The sequence below is a fragment of the Streptomyces sp. NBC_00019 genome (assembly GCF_045041015.1).
Taxonomy (GTDB): Bacteria; Actinomycetota; Actinomycetes; order Streptomycetales; family Streptomycetaceae; genus Streptomyces.
In genome coordinates this window covers 5391683-5408648 of the sequence record NZ_CP108302.1, presented here as the reverse complement: position 1 = coordinate 5408648, position 16966 = coordinate 5391683, and the positions used below count along the sequence as shown (strand labels likewise).

Genomic DNA, 16966 nt, shown 5'->3' with positions numbered 1-16966 from the left:
GAGTGGGCCCCCACCCCGGGCCCCGGCGCGCTCCCGACCGGAGGGTGGGCACCGTGCGGATGTATCCGGAGCCGACGGGCGAGGTGCGCATGAGTCTGTCACTGCGCTTCGCCGCCGGATCGCACAAAGGCATGATCCGGGAGGGCAACGAGGACTCCGGATACGCCGGTCCGCGCCTGCTCGCCATCGCCGACGGGATGGGCGGCGCCGCCGCCGGTGAGGTCGCCTCCTCCGAGGCCATCTCCACCATCGTCGCGCTCGACGACGACGTACCCGGCTCCGACGTCCTCACCTCCCTCGGCACGGCCGTCCAGCGTGCCAACGACCAACTGCGCTCCCTGGTCGAGGAGGACCCCCAGCTCGAGGGCATGGGCACCACGCTGACCGCCCTGTTGTGGACCGGCCAGCGCCTCGGCCTCGTCCATGTCGGCGACTCGCGCGCGTACCTGCTCCGCGACGGCGTCCTCACCCAGATCACACAGGACCACACCTGGGTGCAGCGCCTGGTCGACGAGGGCCGCATCACCGAGGAAGAGGCCACCACCCACCCGCAGCGCTCCCTGCTGATGCGCGCGCTGGGCAGCGGCGAGCACGTCGAGCCCGACCTCTCCATCCGCGAGGTCCGCGCCGGCGACCGCTACCTGATCTGCTCCGACGGACTGTCCGGGGTCGTCTCCCACCAGACCCTCGAGGACACCCTCGCCAGCTACCAGGGCCCGCAGGAGACCGTGCAGGAGCTGATCCAGCTCGCGCTGCGCGGCGGCGGCCCCGACAACATCACGGTCATCGTCGCCGACGTACTGGACCTGGACACCGGGGACACCCTCGCCGGGCAGCTCTCCGACACCCCGGTCGTCGTCGGCGCGGTCGCCGAGAACCAGCAGCACCAACTGCACGACAACGGCATCATGCAGACCCCCGCGGGCCGCGCCTCCGGGCTCGGCCGCCAGGTGCCCGGACAGGGCGGGGGCGGACAGTTCGGCCCGCCCGGCTCCGGCGACGTCACCGGCTTCATCCCCACCGACGGCTTCGGCGACTACAGCGACGAGGACTTCGTCAAGCCCCGCAAGGGCCGCAAGTGGCTGAAGAGATCCTTCTACATCGCCCTCACGCTCGCCGTCGTCGGCGGCGGCCTCTACGGCGGCTGGCGCTGGACCCAGACCCAGTACTACGTGGCCACCAACGACGAGCACGTGGCGCTGTACCGGGGCATCAGCCAGGACCTTGCCTGGGTGTCGTTGTCGAAGGTGGAGAAGGACCACCCCGAGATCGAACTCAAGTACCTGCCGCCGTACCAGCAGAAGCTCGTCGAGGGCACCATCGCCGAAGGCGACCTCAAGACCGCCCAGAAGAAGATCGACGAACTCTCCCTGCAGGCCTCCGCGTGCAAGAAGCGCGCCGAACAGCAGGCCGCCGAGAGCGAGCAGAACTCCAAGACCGGCGAGGGCGAGGCCGGAGGCACCACGGGAACCACCAAGACCTCCCTCACGTCCAAGGCCTCACCGACCCCGTCCACCTCGACCTCACCGTCCCCGAACGCTTCCGCCTCCCCGACCGCGCCCACTCCCACCCCCGGCCCCACCCTCTCGGACGAAGAGAAGCAGGTCGTCGGGCAGTGCGGTACGCAGTAGGCAAGCCGTGAGAGGCCCTGTCACACGATGAGCAGTACTTCCAACACGTCGACGCACCACACGTCCACGATCGGCTCGATCGGCACACCGAGCCGACGCAACACCGAGCTCGCGCTGCTGGTGTTCGCCGTGGTCATCCCGGTGTTCGCCTACGCCAACGTAGGCCTCGCCATCAACGACGAGCTGCCTGCCGGCCTGCTGGGCTACGGCCTGGGCCTAGCCCTGCTCGCAGGCGTCGGCCATCTCGTCGTACGGAAATTCGCGCCGTACGCGGACCCGCTGATGCTGCCGCTGGCCACCTTGCTGAACGGGCTCGGTCTGGTCGTCATCTGGCGTCTGGACCAGTCGAAGCGGCTCCAGCAGAGCCCCCTCTACGTCGAGGCCGCGCCGCGCCAGCTGCTCTACTCCGCGCTGGGCGTCGCCCTGCTGGTGGCCGTGCTCGTCTTCCTGAAGGACCATCGCGTCCTGCAGCGCTACACCTACATCTCCATGGCCGGCGCGCTGTTCCTGCTCGTCCTGCCGCTCGTTCCGGGACTCGGCGCAAACATCTACGGCGCCAAGATCTGGATCAAGATTCCGGGCCTCGGCACGGTCCAGCCCGGTGAGTTCGCGAAAATCGCCCTAGCGGTGTTCTTCGCCGGCTATCTCATGGTCAAGAGAGACGCCCTGGCGCTGGCCAGCCGCCGCTTCATGGGCCTGTACCTGCCCCGCGGCCGCGACCTCGGCCCGATCATCGTCGTCTGGATGATCTCGATCCTCATCCTGGTCTTCGAGACCGACCTCGGTACATCCCTGCTGTTCTTCGGGATGTTCATCATCATGCTGTACGTCGCCACCGAGCGGACCAGCTGGATCGTCTTCGGTCTGCTGATGTCCGCGGCCGGTGCGGTCGGCGTGGCCAGCTTCGAACCGCACGTCCAGCAGCGCGTCCAGGCCTGGCTCGACCCGATGAAGGAATACACGCTCTCCCGTCAGGGCGTCGGGGGCCACACCGAACAGTCCATGCAGGCCCTGTGGGCCTTCGGCTCCGGCGGCACCCTCGGCACCGGTCTCGGGCAGGGCAACTCCGACCTCATCGGCTTCGCCGCCAACTCCGACTTCATCCTCGCCACGTTCGGCGAGGAGCTGGGCCTGGCAGGCGTCATGGCGATCCTGCTGCTCTACGGGCTGATCGTCGAGCGCGGTGTGCGTACTGCCCTCGCGGCCCGCGACCCGTTCGGCAAGCTGCTGGCCGTCGGTCTGTCCGGCGCCTTCGCCCTCCAGGTCTTCGTCGTGGCCGGCGGTGTCATGGGCCTCATCCCGCTGACCGGTATGACGCTGCCGTTCGTGGCCTACGGCGGTTCGTCCGTCATCGCCAACTGGGCCCTGATCGGCATCCTGCTGCGCATCAGCGACACCGCACGCCGTCCGGCGCCCGCTCCCGCCCCCAGCCCCGACGCCGAGATGACCCAGGTGGTCCGCCCGTCATGAACAAGCCCCTGCGCCGGATCGCGATCTTCTGCGGCCTCCTCGTCATGGCCCTGCTCATCCGTGACAACTGGCTCCAGTACGTCAAGGCCGACGACCTGAGGACCGACGGCGACAACCGCCGGGTCGCCATCGAGCGGTACGCCACCCCGCGCGGCGACATAATCGTCGACGGCAAGGCCATCACCGGCTACACCGAGACCACCAGCGGCGACTTCAAGTTCAAGCGCACCTACAAGGACGGCGCCATGTGGGCGCCCGTCACGGGCTTCGTCTCGCAGGCCTACGGCGCCAACCAGCTGGAGAGCATCGAGGACGGCATCCTCACCGGCAACGACGACCGGCTCTTCTTCCGCAACACCCTCGACATGATCACGGGCAAGGCGAAGGAGGGCGGCAACGTCGTCACCACCCTCAACGCCGCCGCCCAGAAGGCCGCGTACGAGGGCCTCGCCAAGCGCGGCAAGGGCGCGGTCGTCGCCCTCGAACCGTCCACCGGCAAGATCCTGGCGATGGCCTCCTACCCGTCGTACGACCCCGGGACGATCGCCGGTGGCGGCGACTCGGACGCGGCGGCCTGGAAGAAGCTCGACAAGAAGAACAACCCCGCCGACCCGATGCTCAACCGGGCCCTGCGCGAGGTCTACCCGCCCGGGTCCACCTTCAAGGTCGTCACCGCGGCCGCCGCGCTGGAGAGCGGCCTGTACGACGACCCCGACGAGAAGACGGACTCTCCGCTGCCCTGGGTCATGACGGGCACCAAGACCGAGCTGAAGAACGAGGGCAACATCCCCTGCAAGAACGCCACGCTCCGCGAGGCGCTGCGGGTTTCCTGCAACACCGTCTTCGGCAAGATCGGCGCTGACCTCAAGAACGAGAAGATGCTGGAAGAGGCCAAGAAGTTCGGCTTCACCGAGGAGCAGTTCACGCCGGTCCGCTCCAGCGCCTCCGTCTTCTCCGACGACATGGAACCCTCGCAGGTCGCCCTGTCCTCCATCGGCCAGTTCAACACCGCCGCCACCCCGCTGCAGATGGCCATGGTCGCCTCCGCGGTCGCCAACGACGGCACCCTCATGAAGCCGTACATGGTCGACGAACTCCAGGCCAGCAATGTCGACGTCATCGAGAAGACCGACCCGGAGAAGTACAGCCAGCCGCTGTCGGCGAAGAACGCGCAGATCCTGCAGTCGATGATGGAGACGGTCGTCGAGAAGGGCACCGGTACGACGGCCCAGATCGGCGGCGACGTCACGGTCGGCGGCAAGACGGGTACCGCCCAGCACGGCGAGAACAACAGCAAGAACCCTTACGCCTGGTTCATCTCGTACGCCAAGCTCGGCGACGGCAGCAAGCCGGTCGCCGTGGCCGTGGTCGTCGAGGACGAGAACGCGGTCCGCGAGAACATCTCCGGCAGCGGCCTCGCGGCGCCGATCGCGAAGAGCGTGATGGAGGCGGTCATCAACTCCAACAAGTGACCCCGCTCACGTCCCCTTCACATCGGTGCACGTTGCGATACCGGTCCTGTATCGGGTGACGGGCTTGGCCAGGTCACACAAAGCCAGCCGGGTACGGTAGGCCCGGACGGCAGCCTCCGACCGCACACCAGTGCCGGTCGGGACCGACGGAGAGGGCTGGTAGGTAGCTATGGAAGAGCCGCGTCGCCTCGGCGGCCGGTACGAGCTGGGCCAGGTGCTCGGCCGTGGTGGCATGGCGGAGGTATACCTCGCGCATGACACCCGGCTCGGCCGCACCGTGGCGGTGAAGACGCTGCGCGCGGATCTCGCACGCGACCCGTCCTTCCAGGCCCGGTTCCGCCGGGAGGCCCAGTCGGCCGCCTCGCTCAACCATCCCGCGATCGTCGCGGTCTACGACACGGGTGAGGACTACATCGACGGGGTCTCGATCCCGTACATCGTGATGGAGTACGTCGACGGCTCCACGCTCCGTGAGCTGCTGCACTCCGGCCGCAGGCTGCTGCCGGAGCGCACGCTGGAGATGACGATCGGCATCCTCCAGGCCCTGGAGTACTCCCACCGGGCCGGCATCGTCCACCGCGACATCAAGCCGGCCAACGTCATGCTCACGCGCAACGGCCAGGTCAAGGTCATGGACTTCGGCATCGCCCGTGCCATGGGCGACTCCGGCATGACGATGACCCAGACGTCGGCGGTCATCGGCACGGCCCAGTACCTCTCGCCGGAACAGGCGAAGGGCGAGCAGGTCGACCAGCGTTCGGACCTGTACTCGACGGGCTGTCTCCTCTACGAGCTCCTGACGGTACGTCCGCCCTTCGTGGGCGACTCCCCCGTGGCCGTGGCCTACCAGCACGTCCGCGAGGAGCCGCAGCCCCCGTCGGTCTTCGACCCCGAGCTCACGCCCGAGATGGACGCCATCGTCCTCAAGGCCCTGGTCAAGGACCCGAACTACCGCTACCAGTCCGCCGACGAGATGCGCATCGACATCGAGGCGTGCCTCGACGGCCAGCCGGTGGCGGCCACCGCGGCGATGGGCTCGGTCGGCTACGGCGCCTACCCGGACGACCAGCCGACGACCGCCCTGCGCTCCACGGACGCCGGCGCCACGTCGATGCTCCCGCCCATGAACCCCGACGACGGCGGCTACAGCGGCTACGACGACCGCCCCGACCGCCGCCGCCAGCAAAAGAAGAACAACACCTCGACGATCCTGCTGGTCGTCGCGGCGGTGCTGGTCCTGATCGGCGCGATCCTGATCGGGAAGTGGGCGTTCAGCGGGAACAACAGCGCGGACGACAAGGTGCAGGTGCCGACCTTCATCGGCGAGAGGCAGGAAAACGCCGAGAAGATGGCGACCAACAGCGATCTGAAGGTGTCAGTCACCAAGAAGGAGTGCGAGAACCAGCCCCAGGGCAACGTCTGCACGCAGGACCCCAAGCCAGGCACTGAGGTCGAGAAGCAGTCCACTGTCAACCTCGTGGTCTCGACGGGCGCCCCGAAGGTCGTCGTCCCCAGCGTCATCGGCGACCAGTTCGACGACGCCAAGGCCAAGCTGGAGGGCGACGACTACGGTCTCAAGGTCGAGAAGAAGGAAAAGGAGTCTCCCGAAGAGACAGGCTCCGTCCTCGACCAGACCCCCGTCTTCAACAAGGAAGTCGAAAAGGGCTCGACGATCACCCTCACCGTCGCCACCGAGATCCAGAAGTCGACCGTCCCGGACGTCAACGGCCTGAGCTGCGACGACGCCAAGGCACGGATGCAAGAGAGCAACCTCACCGGCAACTGTGTCACCGACACGGAAACCGAGGACGACAACCTGGTCGACAAGGTCGTCAGCACCGACCCGGCGATCGGCAACTCGGTCGACAAGAACTCGACGGTGACGATCCACCTCGGCAAGAAGACCGAGAAGGCCAAGGTCAAGGTCCCGAACGTCGTCCAGAAGACGGTGGGAGAGGCCAAGCAGATCCTGCGGGCCCAGGGCTTCACCAACATCCAGTTCGCCAACGGCAGCGATCAGAGCGACACCGCGTTCGTCGTCGACCAGGACCCGGACGCGGACAACGAGGTCGACGACCCGGCAGGCACGACGATCACCCTGACGACCGTCGGTGTCGGCGGCAACAACAACGGCGGAAACAACGGCGGAGGCACCTTCTTCGGCGGCACGACCGGAACGGCGGCCCGCACGGAGGACTGACCCGCCCGCGCTGAACGAAAGTCCCGGAACTCAAGTAGTTCCGGGACTTTCGTTCAGGATCGAGGCAGGGGCTCAAGGACCGCCGCCTCGATCCGGCTGGGCGGTCAGGTCCAGTCGGTGCAGGAGTTGAGCTTGGTGTCGCCTTCGAATCGCGCCACCTCGACCCCAGTTTCATAAATGCCGTACGAGCTCCCGGCGGTGGTACTGACCGTGTACGTGTCGCCCGAGCCCGAGGTGAGGGAGTGCCACTTCCACGTAAAAATTTGCTGGCTCCCGACCGGCTTGGTGAGGAGGCGAACCCTTACATGGTGACCATCGGCGGACGTGTCCGTGACCGACAGCGCGATCTTGAACTCTCCGTACGGCCACTGGTCCCCGGTGGGGTAAGTCGCCCCCATGCTGCCTCGCGCCCCGGTCGTCGAACAGCTGGCGGTCTGCGTCGCCGCGGACGCCTGACCGGTGAACGCGATCGTGATTCCAGCCACTGCGGCACAGGTAGCAGCTATGCGCGTGCGATTTCTCACGTTGTTTCCTCCCCATTGGTTGCCGGTGCCTCGATCTTCTCCACGTGGTGACCTCCCGGCGATCAACGGCGATGATCACCTAAAGACCTGGTCAAATACAAGCCTTAGTCGAACCTTTGACCGATAGTCACCTATGTGACTGTCGGCAGCGAACAGGTCGAGAAGCTCGCCCCGACTCCCATCCATGGAGTCAAGTCAACGCGGTCTACCAGCCAGCCCCTTCGGCGGCAGCTCCCGATCATCCCCCTCCTCCACTCTCTCCAGCGTTCGCTTTCAGCGTGGTCGCGAGTCGATATTCCGGCGATTCCATCGCAAACCAATGCATACATAGATCGTGTCTTCATATGTGACAACTCGTTGATCCGATGGGGTGGGGTGACGAAGCTCTGCCCTGGCCATGCGGCCATGCCGAGAGCGAAGGGCAGATCATGATCAACGAATCGGCGCTGCTGGAGTCGAAGAGCCTGCGTAACAGCGTGCTCGACCGGACGGACGTACTCGACAGAGTCAAGGCACTGTCGCTGCTGCCGGACGGAATGCATGTGACCACGGCGATGGTGGCGGCGTACTTCGAGGTCGCCGAGACGGTCATCAACAACCTGCTCAGCCGCCACCGCTCGGAGCTGGTATCCAGCGGGATGCGAGTGCTACGTGGCGCTGACCTACACGAATATCAGAAACTCAACTTGAGTTCTTCTGCCGAGGGTTATCCACAGCGGCGTTCCAGCGTAGCCATCTGGTCGCGCCGAGCTGTCCTCAACGTCGCCATGCTCCTCCGCGACAGCGCCATCGCCCGCCAGGTACGCACATACCTCCTTGACATGGAGCACCTGGCGCGAACGCTGCCTGCCGAAGCACCCACTCCCACAGCGCACGCATCCCTCGACAACCTCGACGCCCGCATCGACCAGCGCATCACCCACATCCTCGGCAAGACGGTCGTCCCCATGTTCAACGCCCTGATCGAAACGTCGGGCGAACACCGCAGGGAGCTCATCGAGCTCCGCGAGGACATCCAGAACGTCGAGCGCAAGCTGTGCTGGCACCATAGGCGGATCAGCACCCTGGAAGGAGACGCTCCCACCGACCAAGCCCGGGCGTCCATCGCGGCCATGACCTGGCAGTCGTTCGAGCGCCATGTAGCCGACCTGCTGCGCCGGGACGGCTGTATGGACGTTGTCGTACGGCAGGCCCGCAGCGACCGGGGCATCGACATCACCGGGCGTACGGCCGACGGACGTAGCGTGGCCGTCCAGTGCAAGAACCGGGCCGGTGCCGGTCGTTCGTCCATCCCCAGTGCGGACATGCAGAAATTCGCCGGTGCGGCGCGAGCCGTCGATTACGTGGATGTCGCGCTGTTCGTTGCCACCTGCAACTTCAGTCACGAAGCACAGGCAATCGCGGATCTCAGTGGAGTCATCACCGTAAACCGCGATGAACTGGACGCATGGACCGCAGGGGTGCATCTCAAAGCGCTGCGATAGACCCACGCAGAAGGCCCGAAGCCGCAAGAGCAAGTTGCGGCTTCGGGCTTTCGGCATTCTAAGCGTGACAACACGTCACGCTATTGCAGTTCCTTCGGCAACGTCCGCTCGCTGTCCACTTTCTCCGTCCGCACCAACTCGCCCCACACCACATACCGGTACCGCGACGTGTACACCGGCGTGCAGGTGGTCAGCGTGATGTACTTGCCGGCCTTCTTCTTTCCGGACTCCTTCGGGACGGCGCCCAGGACCTTGACGTTGTACTTCGAGGTCTCCGGAAGGACCGCGTACGCCTTGTAGACGTACCACTTGTCCTTCGTCTCGAAGACGATCGCGTCGCCCTTCTCGATCTTGTCGATGTTGTGGAACTTGGCGCCGTGACCGTCGCGATGGGCCGCGAGGGAGAAGTTGCCGTCCTTGCCGGACATCGGCAGCGCCGCCTTGACCGGGTCGGTGTAGTAACCGGCGACACCGTCGTTGAGCTGCTTCGCCGACGTGCCCTTCTCGACGAGGACCTCGCCGTTCTTCATCGCGGGGACGTGCAGGAAGCCGATGCCGTTCTTCGTGTTCAGCGCACCCGGCCCCCTGTCCTGGGCCCAGTTGTCGCGGACCTTGTCGGCCTGTTTGCCCGCCGCGCGGTCGGCGATGACGTTCGTCCACCACAGCGAGTAGACGACGAACAGGCCGAGGATCAGGCCCGCCGTGATGAGGAGTTCACCGAAGACACTGACCGCCGTGGCGATCGGGCCCATGCCGCGGCGGCGCGGCGCGAGGGTGGTGTCGGTGACCTCTTGCTGCTCCGCGGTCGCTGCCACTGTTCATCTGCCCTTACTGGACGAGCGCATCCGGCTTGCCCTTGCTGCGCGGCCGTTCCTCGACCATCTTGCCCCAGACGATCAACCGGTACTTGCTGGTGAACTCCGGCGTGCAGGTCGTCAGGGTGATGTAGCGGCCCGGCTCGGTGAGACCCGACTGCGGAGGAACCGGATTGAGCACGCTCGTGTTGCTGGGCGCCGTCACCGGCAGCGACGACGTCATCTTGTAGACGAAGTAGTCGTCCTGTGTCTCCACGACGATCTCGTCGCCCTTGCTGAGCTTGTTGATGTACCGGAACGGCTCGCCATGCGTGTTCCGATGCCCCGCGAGTCCGAAGTTCCCGGTCTTCGCGCTCGGCATCGCCGTCTTCAACGCACCCTCGGAGTAGTGCCCGACCATGCCCCGGTCGAGCACCTTCTTGTTGCTGACGCCCTCCGCTATCGGCACGACCACGTCCAGCTTGGGAATGTGCAGCAGCGCGAACCCCTGCCCCGGCTCGAACTCGCCCGGCGCCCGCTTCCCGCTCGCCCACTCGTTCTGAAGCGTGCTCGCCTCCTTGCCGGCCTGCGCGTGCGCCCGCACGTTCGTCCACCACAGCTGGTAGGTGACGAACAGGAGCATCAGGACGCCGGTCGTGATGAACACCTCACCGACCGCCCGGCTCGCCAGCACCGCCGGACCCGGCTTGCTCGCCCGCGCCTGCCGCCGGGCCTCGACACGGGAGAGCGGAGCCGACGGCTTCCCGTCGTCCGACGCCTCCACCGACTCCGCAGAAGGCCTCGCTCCACCCCCATGACGCCCACCACGGCGCTTGGCGGCCTTTCTACGGGCCGCACGGCCCCCCGCAGGGGTTCCGGGGGCTCCTGTGGCGGGCGAGGCGTCAGACGCCGATCCAGACGCCGATACGGACCCGTCTATTCGCGTCGGCGGCGGCTCCGGTATCCGCAGCGCCACCGTCTCGTCGTCGGCGGGCGGCACCCAGGGCTCATCGCCACCCGCCCCGCCCCCCGCGTCGTACGACGCGCTGTCGTACCACTCCCCAAGCGCACCGGCATCCTCGTACGACTGCTCCCCGTACGAGGTCCCGGACTCGCGCTCGGGGCGCAGTGCGGTCACGCCGAGGCCCTGCCCACCACCGGGGCCAGCCCCGCGCTTCGCGCCACCGCACCCTGGTCGCCGCACTCCACCAGCCAGTTGGCCAGCATCCGGTGCCCGTGTTCCGTCAGCACCGACTCGGGGTGGAACTGCACACCCTCGACGGGCAGTTCACGGTGACGCAGCCCCATGATGATCCCGTCGTGCGTCCGCGCGGTCACCTCCAGCTCGGCCGGCACCGTCTCCGGCTCGGCCGCGAGGGAGTGATAGCGGGTCGCCGTGAAGGGCGTCGGCAGACCCGCGAAGACACCCTTGCCCTCGTGCTCCACCAACGACGTCTTGCCGTGCAGCAGCTCCGGCGCCCGGTCCACGACACCGCCGTACGCCACCTGCATCGACTGCATCCCCAGGCACACACCGAAGACGGGCACCCCGGTGGCCGCACAATAGCGGACCATCTCGACGCAGACGCCCGCCTCCTCCGGCGTCCCCGGACCCGGCGACAGCAGCACACCGTCGAAGCCGTCCTGGGCGTGCGCCGTCGACACCTCGTCGTTGCGCAGCACCTCGCACTCGGCGCCCAGCTGGTACAGGTACTGCACCAGGTTGAAGACGAAGCTGTCGTAGTTGTCGACGACGAGAATCCGCGCACTCACTGGTTGTCCACCGTCACATCGTTGAAGGGCAGCAGCGGTTCGGCCCACGGGAAGACGTACTGGAAAAGGACGTAGACCACAGCAAGCACCAGCACGAGTGAGAGGAAAGCCCTCACCCACGCGTTCCCTGGCAGATGCCGCCAGATCCAGCCGTACATGCCGTCCCTTCCGTCGCACCACGGCACCAGACTCACGCCGTACCGCACCAGACTAACGGCGCAGGGCCGTCGGCTTCCCTTCCTCCACAGGCTGTGTGGAGTCCAGATGCGCCCACACGATCAGCCGGTGGCTGTGCCCCCACTCCGGATCGCACGTGGTCAAGGTGAGATAGCGGCCCGAGCGCGTATACCCCGACTTACGTGGCACAGGATCGATCACCTCAACGTCCGTGGGCACGGTTTTGTAGGGGCCTTTGTCGATCCGATACGTGAACCAGGTCGTGCCGTCCGTCAGCACCACCGCGTCCCCGCGCCGCAGCTTGGGAAAGTCCTTGAAGGGGTCGCCGTACGTACGCCGGTGACCGGCCACCGAGAAGTTGCCCTTCTCCCCGAGCCGCGCGGTCCGCGCGTAGTGCCCGAGCCCCTTCTTCAGGGTGCCGACGGCCGTCCCCTCCAGCACGGGCTTGTTCCACGTGAAACCAAGCCGGGGGATGTACATGATCGCGAAGGGCTTGCCGCTCTTGTACACCGTCGGCTCCGGCACACCGGACGGGGCGCCCCCCGTCGGCTGCTGCACGCTCCCCTTCGACCACTGGTCCTGCAACTGGTCGATCTGCTCGCCCATGACGTCGTCGGCCTTCACGCCGGTCCAGAACAGCACGTAGACGACGAAGAGCACTATGACCGTGCCGACGGTGATGCAGAGTTCGCTGACGGTCCTGACGACGACACGCACCGGCGGCTCCAGAGAGGCCTACTCCACAGGCTTGGCGTACTGCAGATCCACTGTGCCCGAGTAGCCGGGCAGAGTCACCGTCCCTTCGTCCTCGACTTTCCAGCCGAGCCCGTAGACGTTGACGTAGACCATGTAGTTCTGGATCGCCGGGCTCGCCGCGAGCGACGTCCGCAGCTTCTCCGGGTCCCCGATCGCCGTGATCTTGTACGGCGGTGAGTAGACCCGGCCCTGGAGGATGAGCGTGTTGCCCACGCAGCGCACGGCGCTGGTGGAGATCAGCCGCTGGTCCATGACCTTTATGCCCTGGGCGCCGGCCTGCCACAGGGCGTTCACCACGGCCTGCAGGTCCTGCTGGTGGATGACCAGGTAGTCGGGCTGTGGCTCGGGATAGCCGGGGAGTTTGGCGGTGGCGTCCGGCGGGGCGTCGTTGAGCGTGACGGAGATCGCCTCGCCCTTCAGCTTCTGCGTCCCCGCCTTTTTCTCCAGCGCCGCCAGCTTGTCGTCCTCGGCCTTGGTGCTGCCGTCGTCCCGCTCGGCCAGCGCCTCGACGTCGTCCCTGAGCGTCCCGGTGGTCTCGTCCAGCTGACCGTTCTTGTGGCTGCGCTCCAGGATGAGGTCGGACAGCTTCAGCAGTGAGGCATCCGTGCGGATATTGGTGCCCTTGGCTGTATTGAAGCTGGTGAAGAAGATGAGGCCCGCGAGAGCGAAGACGGCCATCGTGAGCAGCCGCACGGGCCGGAAACCCAGTCTGCGGACAGGGCTGGATCCGGCCTGGGGGGAGTCGGCAGAATTGCTCAACGTACCCTTATCTCCTTCGGCGCCGCGGAAGCACTACGCTAACGGACGCCCGGGGGAGCACTAAGTGTCCCCTTGTACGCTGCCCCGAGCCCGACCTAGTTACCTGCGCGGCCACGCAGCGCATCGACAGGAGAGACCCTCGTGCCGAAGTCACGTATCCGCAAGAAGGCCGATTACACGCCCCCGCCGGCGAAGCAGGCGACCAGCATCAAGCTGACCAACCGCGCCTGGGTCGCACCCGTCATGTTGGCCCTGTTCGTCATCGGGCTGGCCTGGATCGTCGTCTTCTATGTGACGGACGGCTCGCTGCCCATCGACAAGCTCGACAACTGGAACATCGTGGTGGGCTTCGGCTTCATCGCCGCGGGATTCGGCGTCTCCACACAGTGGAAGTAGTGGCTGCTTCGCGGTGAACACAGCTCTACCCAGGGCTATCCGCTGAGTTATCCACAACGTTTTCCACAGTGGGGAAAAAGAACGACGATCTGTGGATAACCCATCCAGTGTTGACGCCGGTGTGACGGAACTACCGGTCACCCGAAAGCATGTTCGCCCCCTGTCCGACCTGCGGAAACACAGGTCAGCGACAGGGGGCACGCTTGTTCGCGCACACTATGCACAAGATTCGCCACCCGCTGTGGACAACTGCCCCGCTCAGGTGAGCTGAGCCGTCCTCACCAGCGTCAATACGACGACCAGGGCAAGGACCAAGGCGCAGGTGCCGTACTGGACCAGGGCCCGCCGCTCGCGCGGGGCGTGCACCATGGCGTAGCCGATGACCACGCCTCCGGCGAGGCCACCGATGTGGGCTTGCCAGGAGATGTCGAACGCCGGGTTGAAGGTGAAGATCAGGTTGATCACCAGGAGCGCGATGATCGGCCGCATGTCGTAGTTGAGCCGGCGCATCAGGACCGCGGTGGCGCCGAACAGGCCGAAGATGGCACCGGAGGCGCCGAGCGTGGCCGTGGTCGGGGACTCCAGCAGATAGGCCAGGACGCTGCCGACGAGGCCGGACACCAGGTAGAGCGCGAGGTAGCGGGCACGGCCGAGGGCCGCCTCCAGTGGGCCGCCGAGCCACCACAGGCTCAGCATGTTGAAGGCGATGTGCCAGATCTCCTGGTGCGTGAACATCGAGGTGACCAGGCGGTACCACTGTCCGTCCGCGACACCCTCGGTGGCTGTGAAGGGGGCCGGCGGCCAGGTGCCGATGAGGACCAGATCGCCGAGCAGTGAGTTCGATGCCCGGACGGCGATGAACACGGCGAGGTTGATCCCGAGGAGGATCTTGGTGACCAGCCGGGGGTCGGCGGCGATCGTGCCGCCGGCGATCGTGCGGGGCATCGCGGCGTCGGGGCGGTGGCCGGTGCCGGAGCCGCCGCGGACGCAGTCGGGGCACTGGAAGCCGACGGAGGCGCTGACCATGCACTCGGGGCAGATCGGGCGCTCGCAACGGGTGCAGCGGATGCCGGTCTCGCGGTCGGGGTGGCGGTAACAGCCGGGCAGGCCCTCGGCTTGCTGGGGGCCCTGGTCCTCCGGGCCCTGTGGGCTGCCTGGCGCCTGGTCCATGGGGTCCCCTAAGTCGTCGTATGCAATGAAACCGCCCCGCCCATCCTTACGGACGAGCGGGGCGTTTGGTTCCCTGGTGGACCGGGCGCCGATGGGCCGGGCCTTCGCCTCGGCCCTTGCGGGGCTCGGTGATCAGCCCTTGCGGGTCTCGACGACGACCGACTCGATGATGACGTCGTTGAGGGGGCGGGAGGTGCGCGGGTTGGTCTGCGTGCCCGCGATGGCGTCGACGACCTTCTGGCTGGCCGCGTCGGTGACCTCGCCGAAGATGGTGTGCTTGCGGTTCAGCCACGTCGTGGGGCCAACGGTGACGAAGAACTGCGAGCCGTTGGTGCCCGGTCCGGCGTTGGCCATGGCCAGCAGGTAGGGCTTGTCGAAGGAGAGGTCCGGGTGGAACTCGTCCTGGAACTGGTAGCCAGGGCCGCCGGTGCCGTTGCCCAGCGGGTCACCGCCCTGGATCATGAAGCCGCTGATGACCCGGTGGAAGACCGTGCCGTCGTAGAGCTTGGCCGTGGACTTCTCGCCGGTGGCGGGGTTGGTCCACTCGCGCTCGCCGGTGGCGAGCTCGACGAAGTTCTTGACCGTGATCGGCGCGTGGTTCGGGAGGAGCCGGATCTCGATGTCGCCGTGGTTGGTCCTCAGGGTGGCGTAGAGCTGCTCGGCCACGATCTGCCTTCCGTTGTCTTTCTGTAGCTTCCCCGATCCTCGCACGGTCGACGCGATCCGTCCCCCGTCCCCCTTCTCCGGGTGTCCGTCGCGGGGTGTCGCCTGCAGAAAACCGGTCGAGTAGTTCCGGGCCGGGGGCGTTCGTCGGCGATCCGTGGCATTGTCGACGACAAGCTCCTGTTGCCCCGTATTCATCCGCTATTGCATGTGATCGGTTCTTCAGCAGCTCTTGATCGGAGATGGTCCGGAGTCAGCTTCCATGACCCGGATGCCCGCCCTCACATGCCCAGGTGCCAGATGGCAGGCATGATCCGTAAAAGGGTGGAAAGTCGAATTACCGTACGCCACCGAGGAGGAGGATTCCCGTGACCCGCATCGACAGCGTGCGCGCCGCGACCGGTTCGGCGAAGGACAGCGTGCTGCACGCCGCGGAAGTGGTGGCGCCCTACGCCGACACGGCCAAGGACAGGGCCGCTCACTACACACACGAGGCACGCGTGCGGCTCGCGCCGAAGGTGTCGCAGGCGGCCGAGCAGGCTCGCGTCCAGTACGACGCGCATCTCGCGCCGCGTCTGGAACAGGCCCTGACGCATGTGCCGCCGAAGGTCGACCAGGCCGCCCATGAGGCTGCCGTCCGCACCCGCAAGGCTGCCCGGCAGGCCGCCGACTATTCACGTCCGAGGATCGAGCAGGCCGTGGCCGCGGCCGGGCCCGTGAGGGACGAGGCCGCATCCCGTGGCGCGGCCGCGCTGCTCGCGCTGCGCGGCCAGGTCTCGGCCAAGCAGATCGAGAAGCTGGCCCGTAAGCACGAGCGTCGGGCGAGGGCCGGTCGTCTCGCCAAGGCACTGGCGATCGCGGGTGTCCTCGCGGGCGGTGCCTTCGCCGCCTGGAAGTGGTGGGACAAGCAGGCCAACCCCGACTGGCTGGTCGAGCCGCCCGCCGCGACGGAGGTCTCGGAGTCGAGTCGGCTGACGTCGGTCGACGGCAGCGGCCAGTCCGTGCTCGACCCTGAGGTGCAGGCCAAGGAAGCCGAGGAGGAGGCCGCACACCGCGACGAACGGCACTGACGTCCGGCACTCCGAACATCGCTGTGGGGCAGGAGACTTGAGGGTCTCCTGCCCCACAGCGACGTTTCACGTGGAACGGCGGATGCTTGCCCTCTGCACCCACGATGACGTTTGCAACGGTTCGGATGTGCAAGTTCCGCACAGGCTGCACTGACGGAGAGCATCGCCCTGGTTACCGGCGCACGCCCCCACCGGTCCCCACAAGGCCTCCACCAGCGGAATCATTGGCTCCTGCATCCCGTCGGCTACTCGCGCGACAGGCTCGGACGCCCTGCCGACTCTCGCGTTTGCGCAAATATCCGCAACGGCTCAGATGCCGCCGAGTGACGCACGTCACCTCAGGGGCCCTTCTTCGTCCACACCCGCCGCATGCGCGGATCCGTCGCGTGAAAAACCGGCACATGCAAGAACCGGCCAGACGCCGTGAAGGGCGTCTGACCGGTCCGAGGTGTGGAGCCTAGGGGAGTCGAACCCCTGACATCTGCCATGCAAAGACAGCGCTCTACCAACTGAGCTAAGGCCCCGGAAGGGGAGCGTCCGACCGGAAGTGACTCATACCGGTGGGCGTCGCAGACCAGAGTACCGGGTCGCCCCCGGTATCTCGCAAAAAGATTGGGGGTCCCGATG

Annotated in this window: 15 protein-coding genes and 1 tRNA gene; 7 read left to right on the top strand and 9 right to left on the bottom strand. The window is 66.7% G+C overall.

The genetic code is table 11. From position 1 onward, the window contains the following. Nucleotides 1–59 precede the first annotated feature (59 nt). The 4 genes from OHU89_RS25420 (at nt 60) to pknB (ending at nt 6773) form a co-directional block, all read left to right on the top strand. The gene (locus OHU89_RS25420; protein WP_266899478.1) at nt 60–1631 is read left to right on the top strand and encodes a Stp1/IreP family PP2C-type Ser/Thr phosphatase; all 1572 of its coding nucleotides are present in this window, start codon (nt 60–62) and stop codon (nt 1629–1631) included. A gap of 27 nt (nt 1632–1658) precedes the next feature. Continuing rightward, nucleotides 1659–3101, top strand: coding sequence for an FtsW/RodA/SpoVE family cell cycle protein (locus OHU89_RS25415; protein WP_405646073.1), 1443 nt, complete (start codon nt 1659–1661; stop codon nt 3099–3101). Further along, nucleotides 3098–4573, top strand: a complete 1476-nt coding sequence (locus OHU89_RS25410; RefSeq protein ID WP_405646071.1) for a peptidoglycan D,D-transpeptidase FtsI family protein — start codon at nt 3098–3100, stop codon at nt 4571–4573. The genes OHU89_RS25415 and OHU89_RS25410 overlap by 4 nt, the downstream gene beginning before the upstream one ends. Nucleotides 4574–4742: 169 nt before the next feature. Continuing rightward, on the top strand, nt 4743–6773 hold the full coding sequence (gene pknB, locus OHU89_RS25405) for a Stk1 family PASTA domain-containing Ser/Thr kinase (RefSeq protein ID WP_405646069.1): 2031 nt from the start codon (nt 4743–4745) through the stop codon (nt 6771–6773). A 104-nt stretch (nt 6774–6877) separates the two neighbouring features. Here the strand turns inward: pknB and OHU89_RS25400 are convergent, their stop codons facing one another. Continuing rightward, nucleotides 6878–7171 carry a hypothetical protein gene (locus OHU89_RS25400; RefSeq protein WP_405646067.1) on the bottom strand — a complete coding sequence of 98 codons (294 nt, stop codon included), beginning with the start codon at nt 7169–7171 and terminating at the stop codon, nt 6878–6880. Nucleotides 7172–7725: 554 nt separating this feature from the next. On the opposite strand from OHU89_RS25400, the gene OHU89_RS25395 reads away from it, so the two are divergent. Continuing rightward, complete coding sequence (locus tag OHU89_RS25395) at nt 7726–8781, top strand: restriction endonuclease (RefSeq protein ID WP_405646066.1); 1056 nt, start codon at nt 7726–7728, stop codon at nt 8779–8781. Between the two features lie 80 nt (nt 8782–8861). On the opposite strand, the gene OHU89_RS25390 is transcribed toward OHU89_RS25395, so the two are convergent. The 5 genes from OHU89_RS25390 to OHU89_RS25370 form a co-directional block, all read right to left on the bottom strand. Continuing rightward, entirely contained in the window at nt 8862–9596 is a 735-nt protein-coding gene (locus OHU89_RS25390; RefSeq protein WP_405646064.1) for a class E sortase, read from the bottom strand. Nucleotides 9597–9609: 13 nt separating this feature from the next. Next, the gene (locus OHU89_RS25385) at nt 9610–10713 is read right to left on the bottom strand and encodes a class E sortase (protein WP_405646062.1); all 1104 of its coding nucleotides are present in this window, start codon (nt 10711–10713) and stop codon (nt 9610–9612) included. Then, nucleotides 10710–11348 carry an aminodeoxychorismate/anthranilate synthase component II gene (locus OHU89_RS25380; protein WP_405646061.1) on the bottom strand — a complete coding sequence of 213 codons (639 nt, stop codon included), beginning with the start codon at nt 11346–11348 and terminating at the stop codon, nt 10710–10712. The genes OHU89_RS25385 and OHU89_RS25380 overlap by 4 nt, the downstream gene beginning before the upstream one ends. Nucleotides 11349–11558: 210 nt before the next feature. After that, nucleotides 11559–12242 (bottom strand): class E sortase, encoded by a 684-nt coding sequence (locus OHU89_RS25375; RefSeq protein ID WP_405646059.1) that lies wholly within the window; start codon nt 12240–12242, stop codon nt 11559–11561. A gap of 18 nt (nt 12243–12260) precedes the next feature. Then, entirely contained in the window at nt 12261–13040 is a 780-nt protein-coding gene (locus OHU89_RS25370; RefSeq protein WP_405646058.1) for a DUF881 domain-containing protein, read from the bottom strand. A 141-nt stretch (nt 13041–13181) separates the two neighbouring features. Here OHU89_RS25370 and crgA point away from each other — a divergent pair, with 141 nt between their 5' ends. Beyond that, nucleotides 13182–13436: a cell division protein CrgA gene (gene crgA, locus OHU89_RS25365; RefSeq protein WP_046256538.1), complete on the top strand. Its 255-nt coding sequence runs from the start codon at nt 13182–13184 to the stop codon at nt 13434–13436. A gap of 258 nt (nt 13437–13694) precedes the next feature. Here the strand turns inward: crgA and OHU89_RS25360 are convergent, their stop codons facing one another. Further along, the gene (locus OHU89_RS25360; RefSeq protein ID WP_365393498.1) at nt 13695–14606 is read right to left on the bottom strand and encodes a rhomboid family intramembrane serine protease; all 912 of its coding nucleotides are present in this window, start codon (nt 14604–14606) and stop codon (nt 13695–13697) included. 132 nt (nt 14607–14738) lie between these two features. After that, on the bottom strand, nt 14739–15272 hold the full coding sequence (locus OHU89_RS25355; RefSeq protein ID WP_405646055.1) for a peptidylprolyl isomerase: 534 nt from the start codon (nt 15270–15272) through the stop codon (nt 14739–14741). Nucleotides 15273–15637: 365 nt separating this feature from the next. Between OHU89_RS25355 and OHU89_RS25350 the strand changes: the two genes are divergently transcribed. Further along, on the top strand, nt 15638–16339 hold the full coding sequence (locus tag OHU89_RS25350; RefSeq protein ID WP_405646054.1) for a DUF5324 family protein: 702 nt from the start codon (nt 15638–15640) through the stop codon (nt 16337–16339). 451 nt (nt 16340–16790) lie between these two features. Here OHU89_RS25350 and OHU89_RS25345 read toward each other — a convergent pair. Further along, nucleotides 16791–16863, bottom strand: a tRNA-Ala gene (locus OHU89_RS25345). Nucleotides 16864–16966 lie beyond the last annotated feature (103 nt).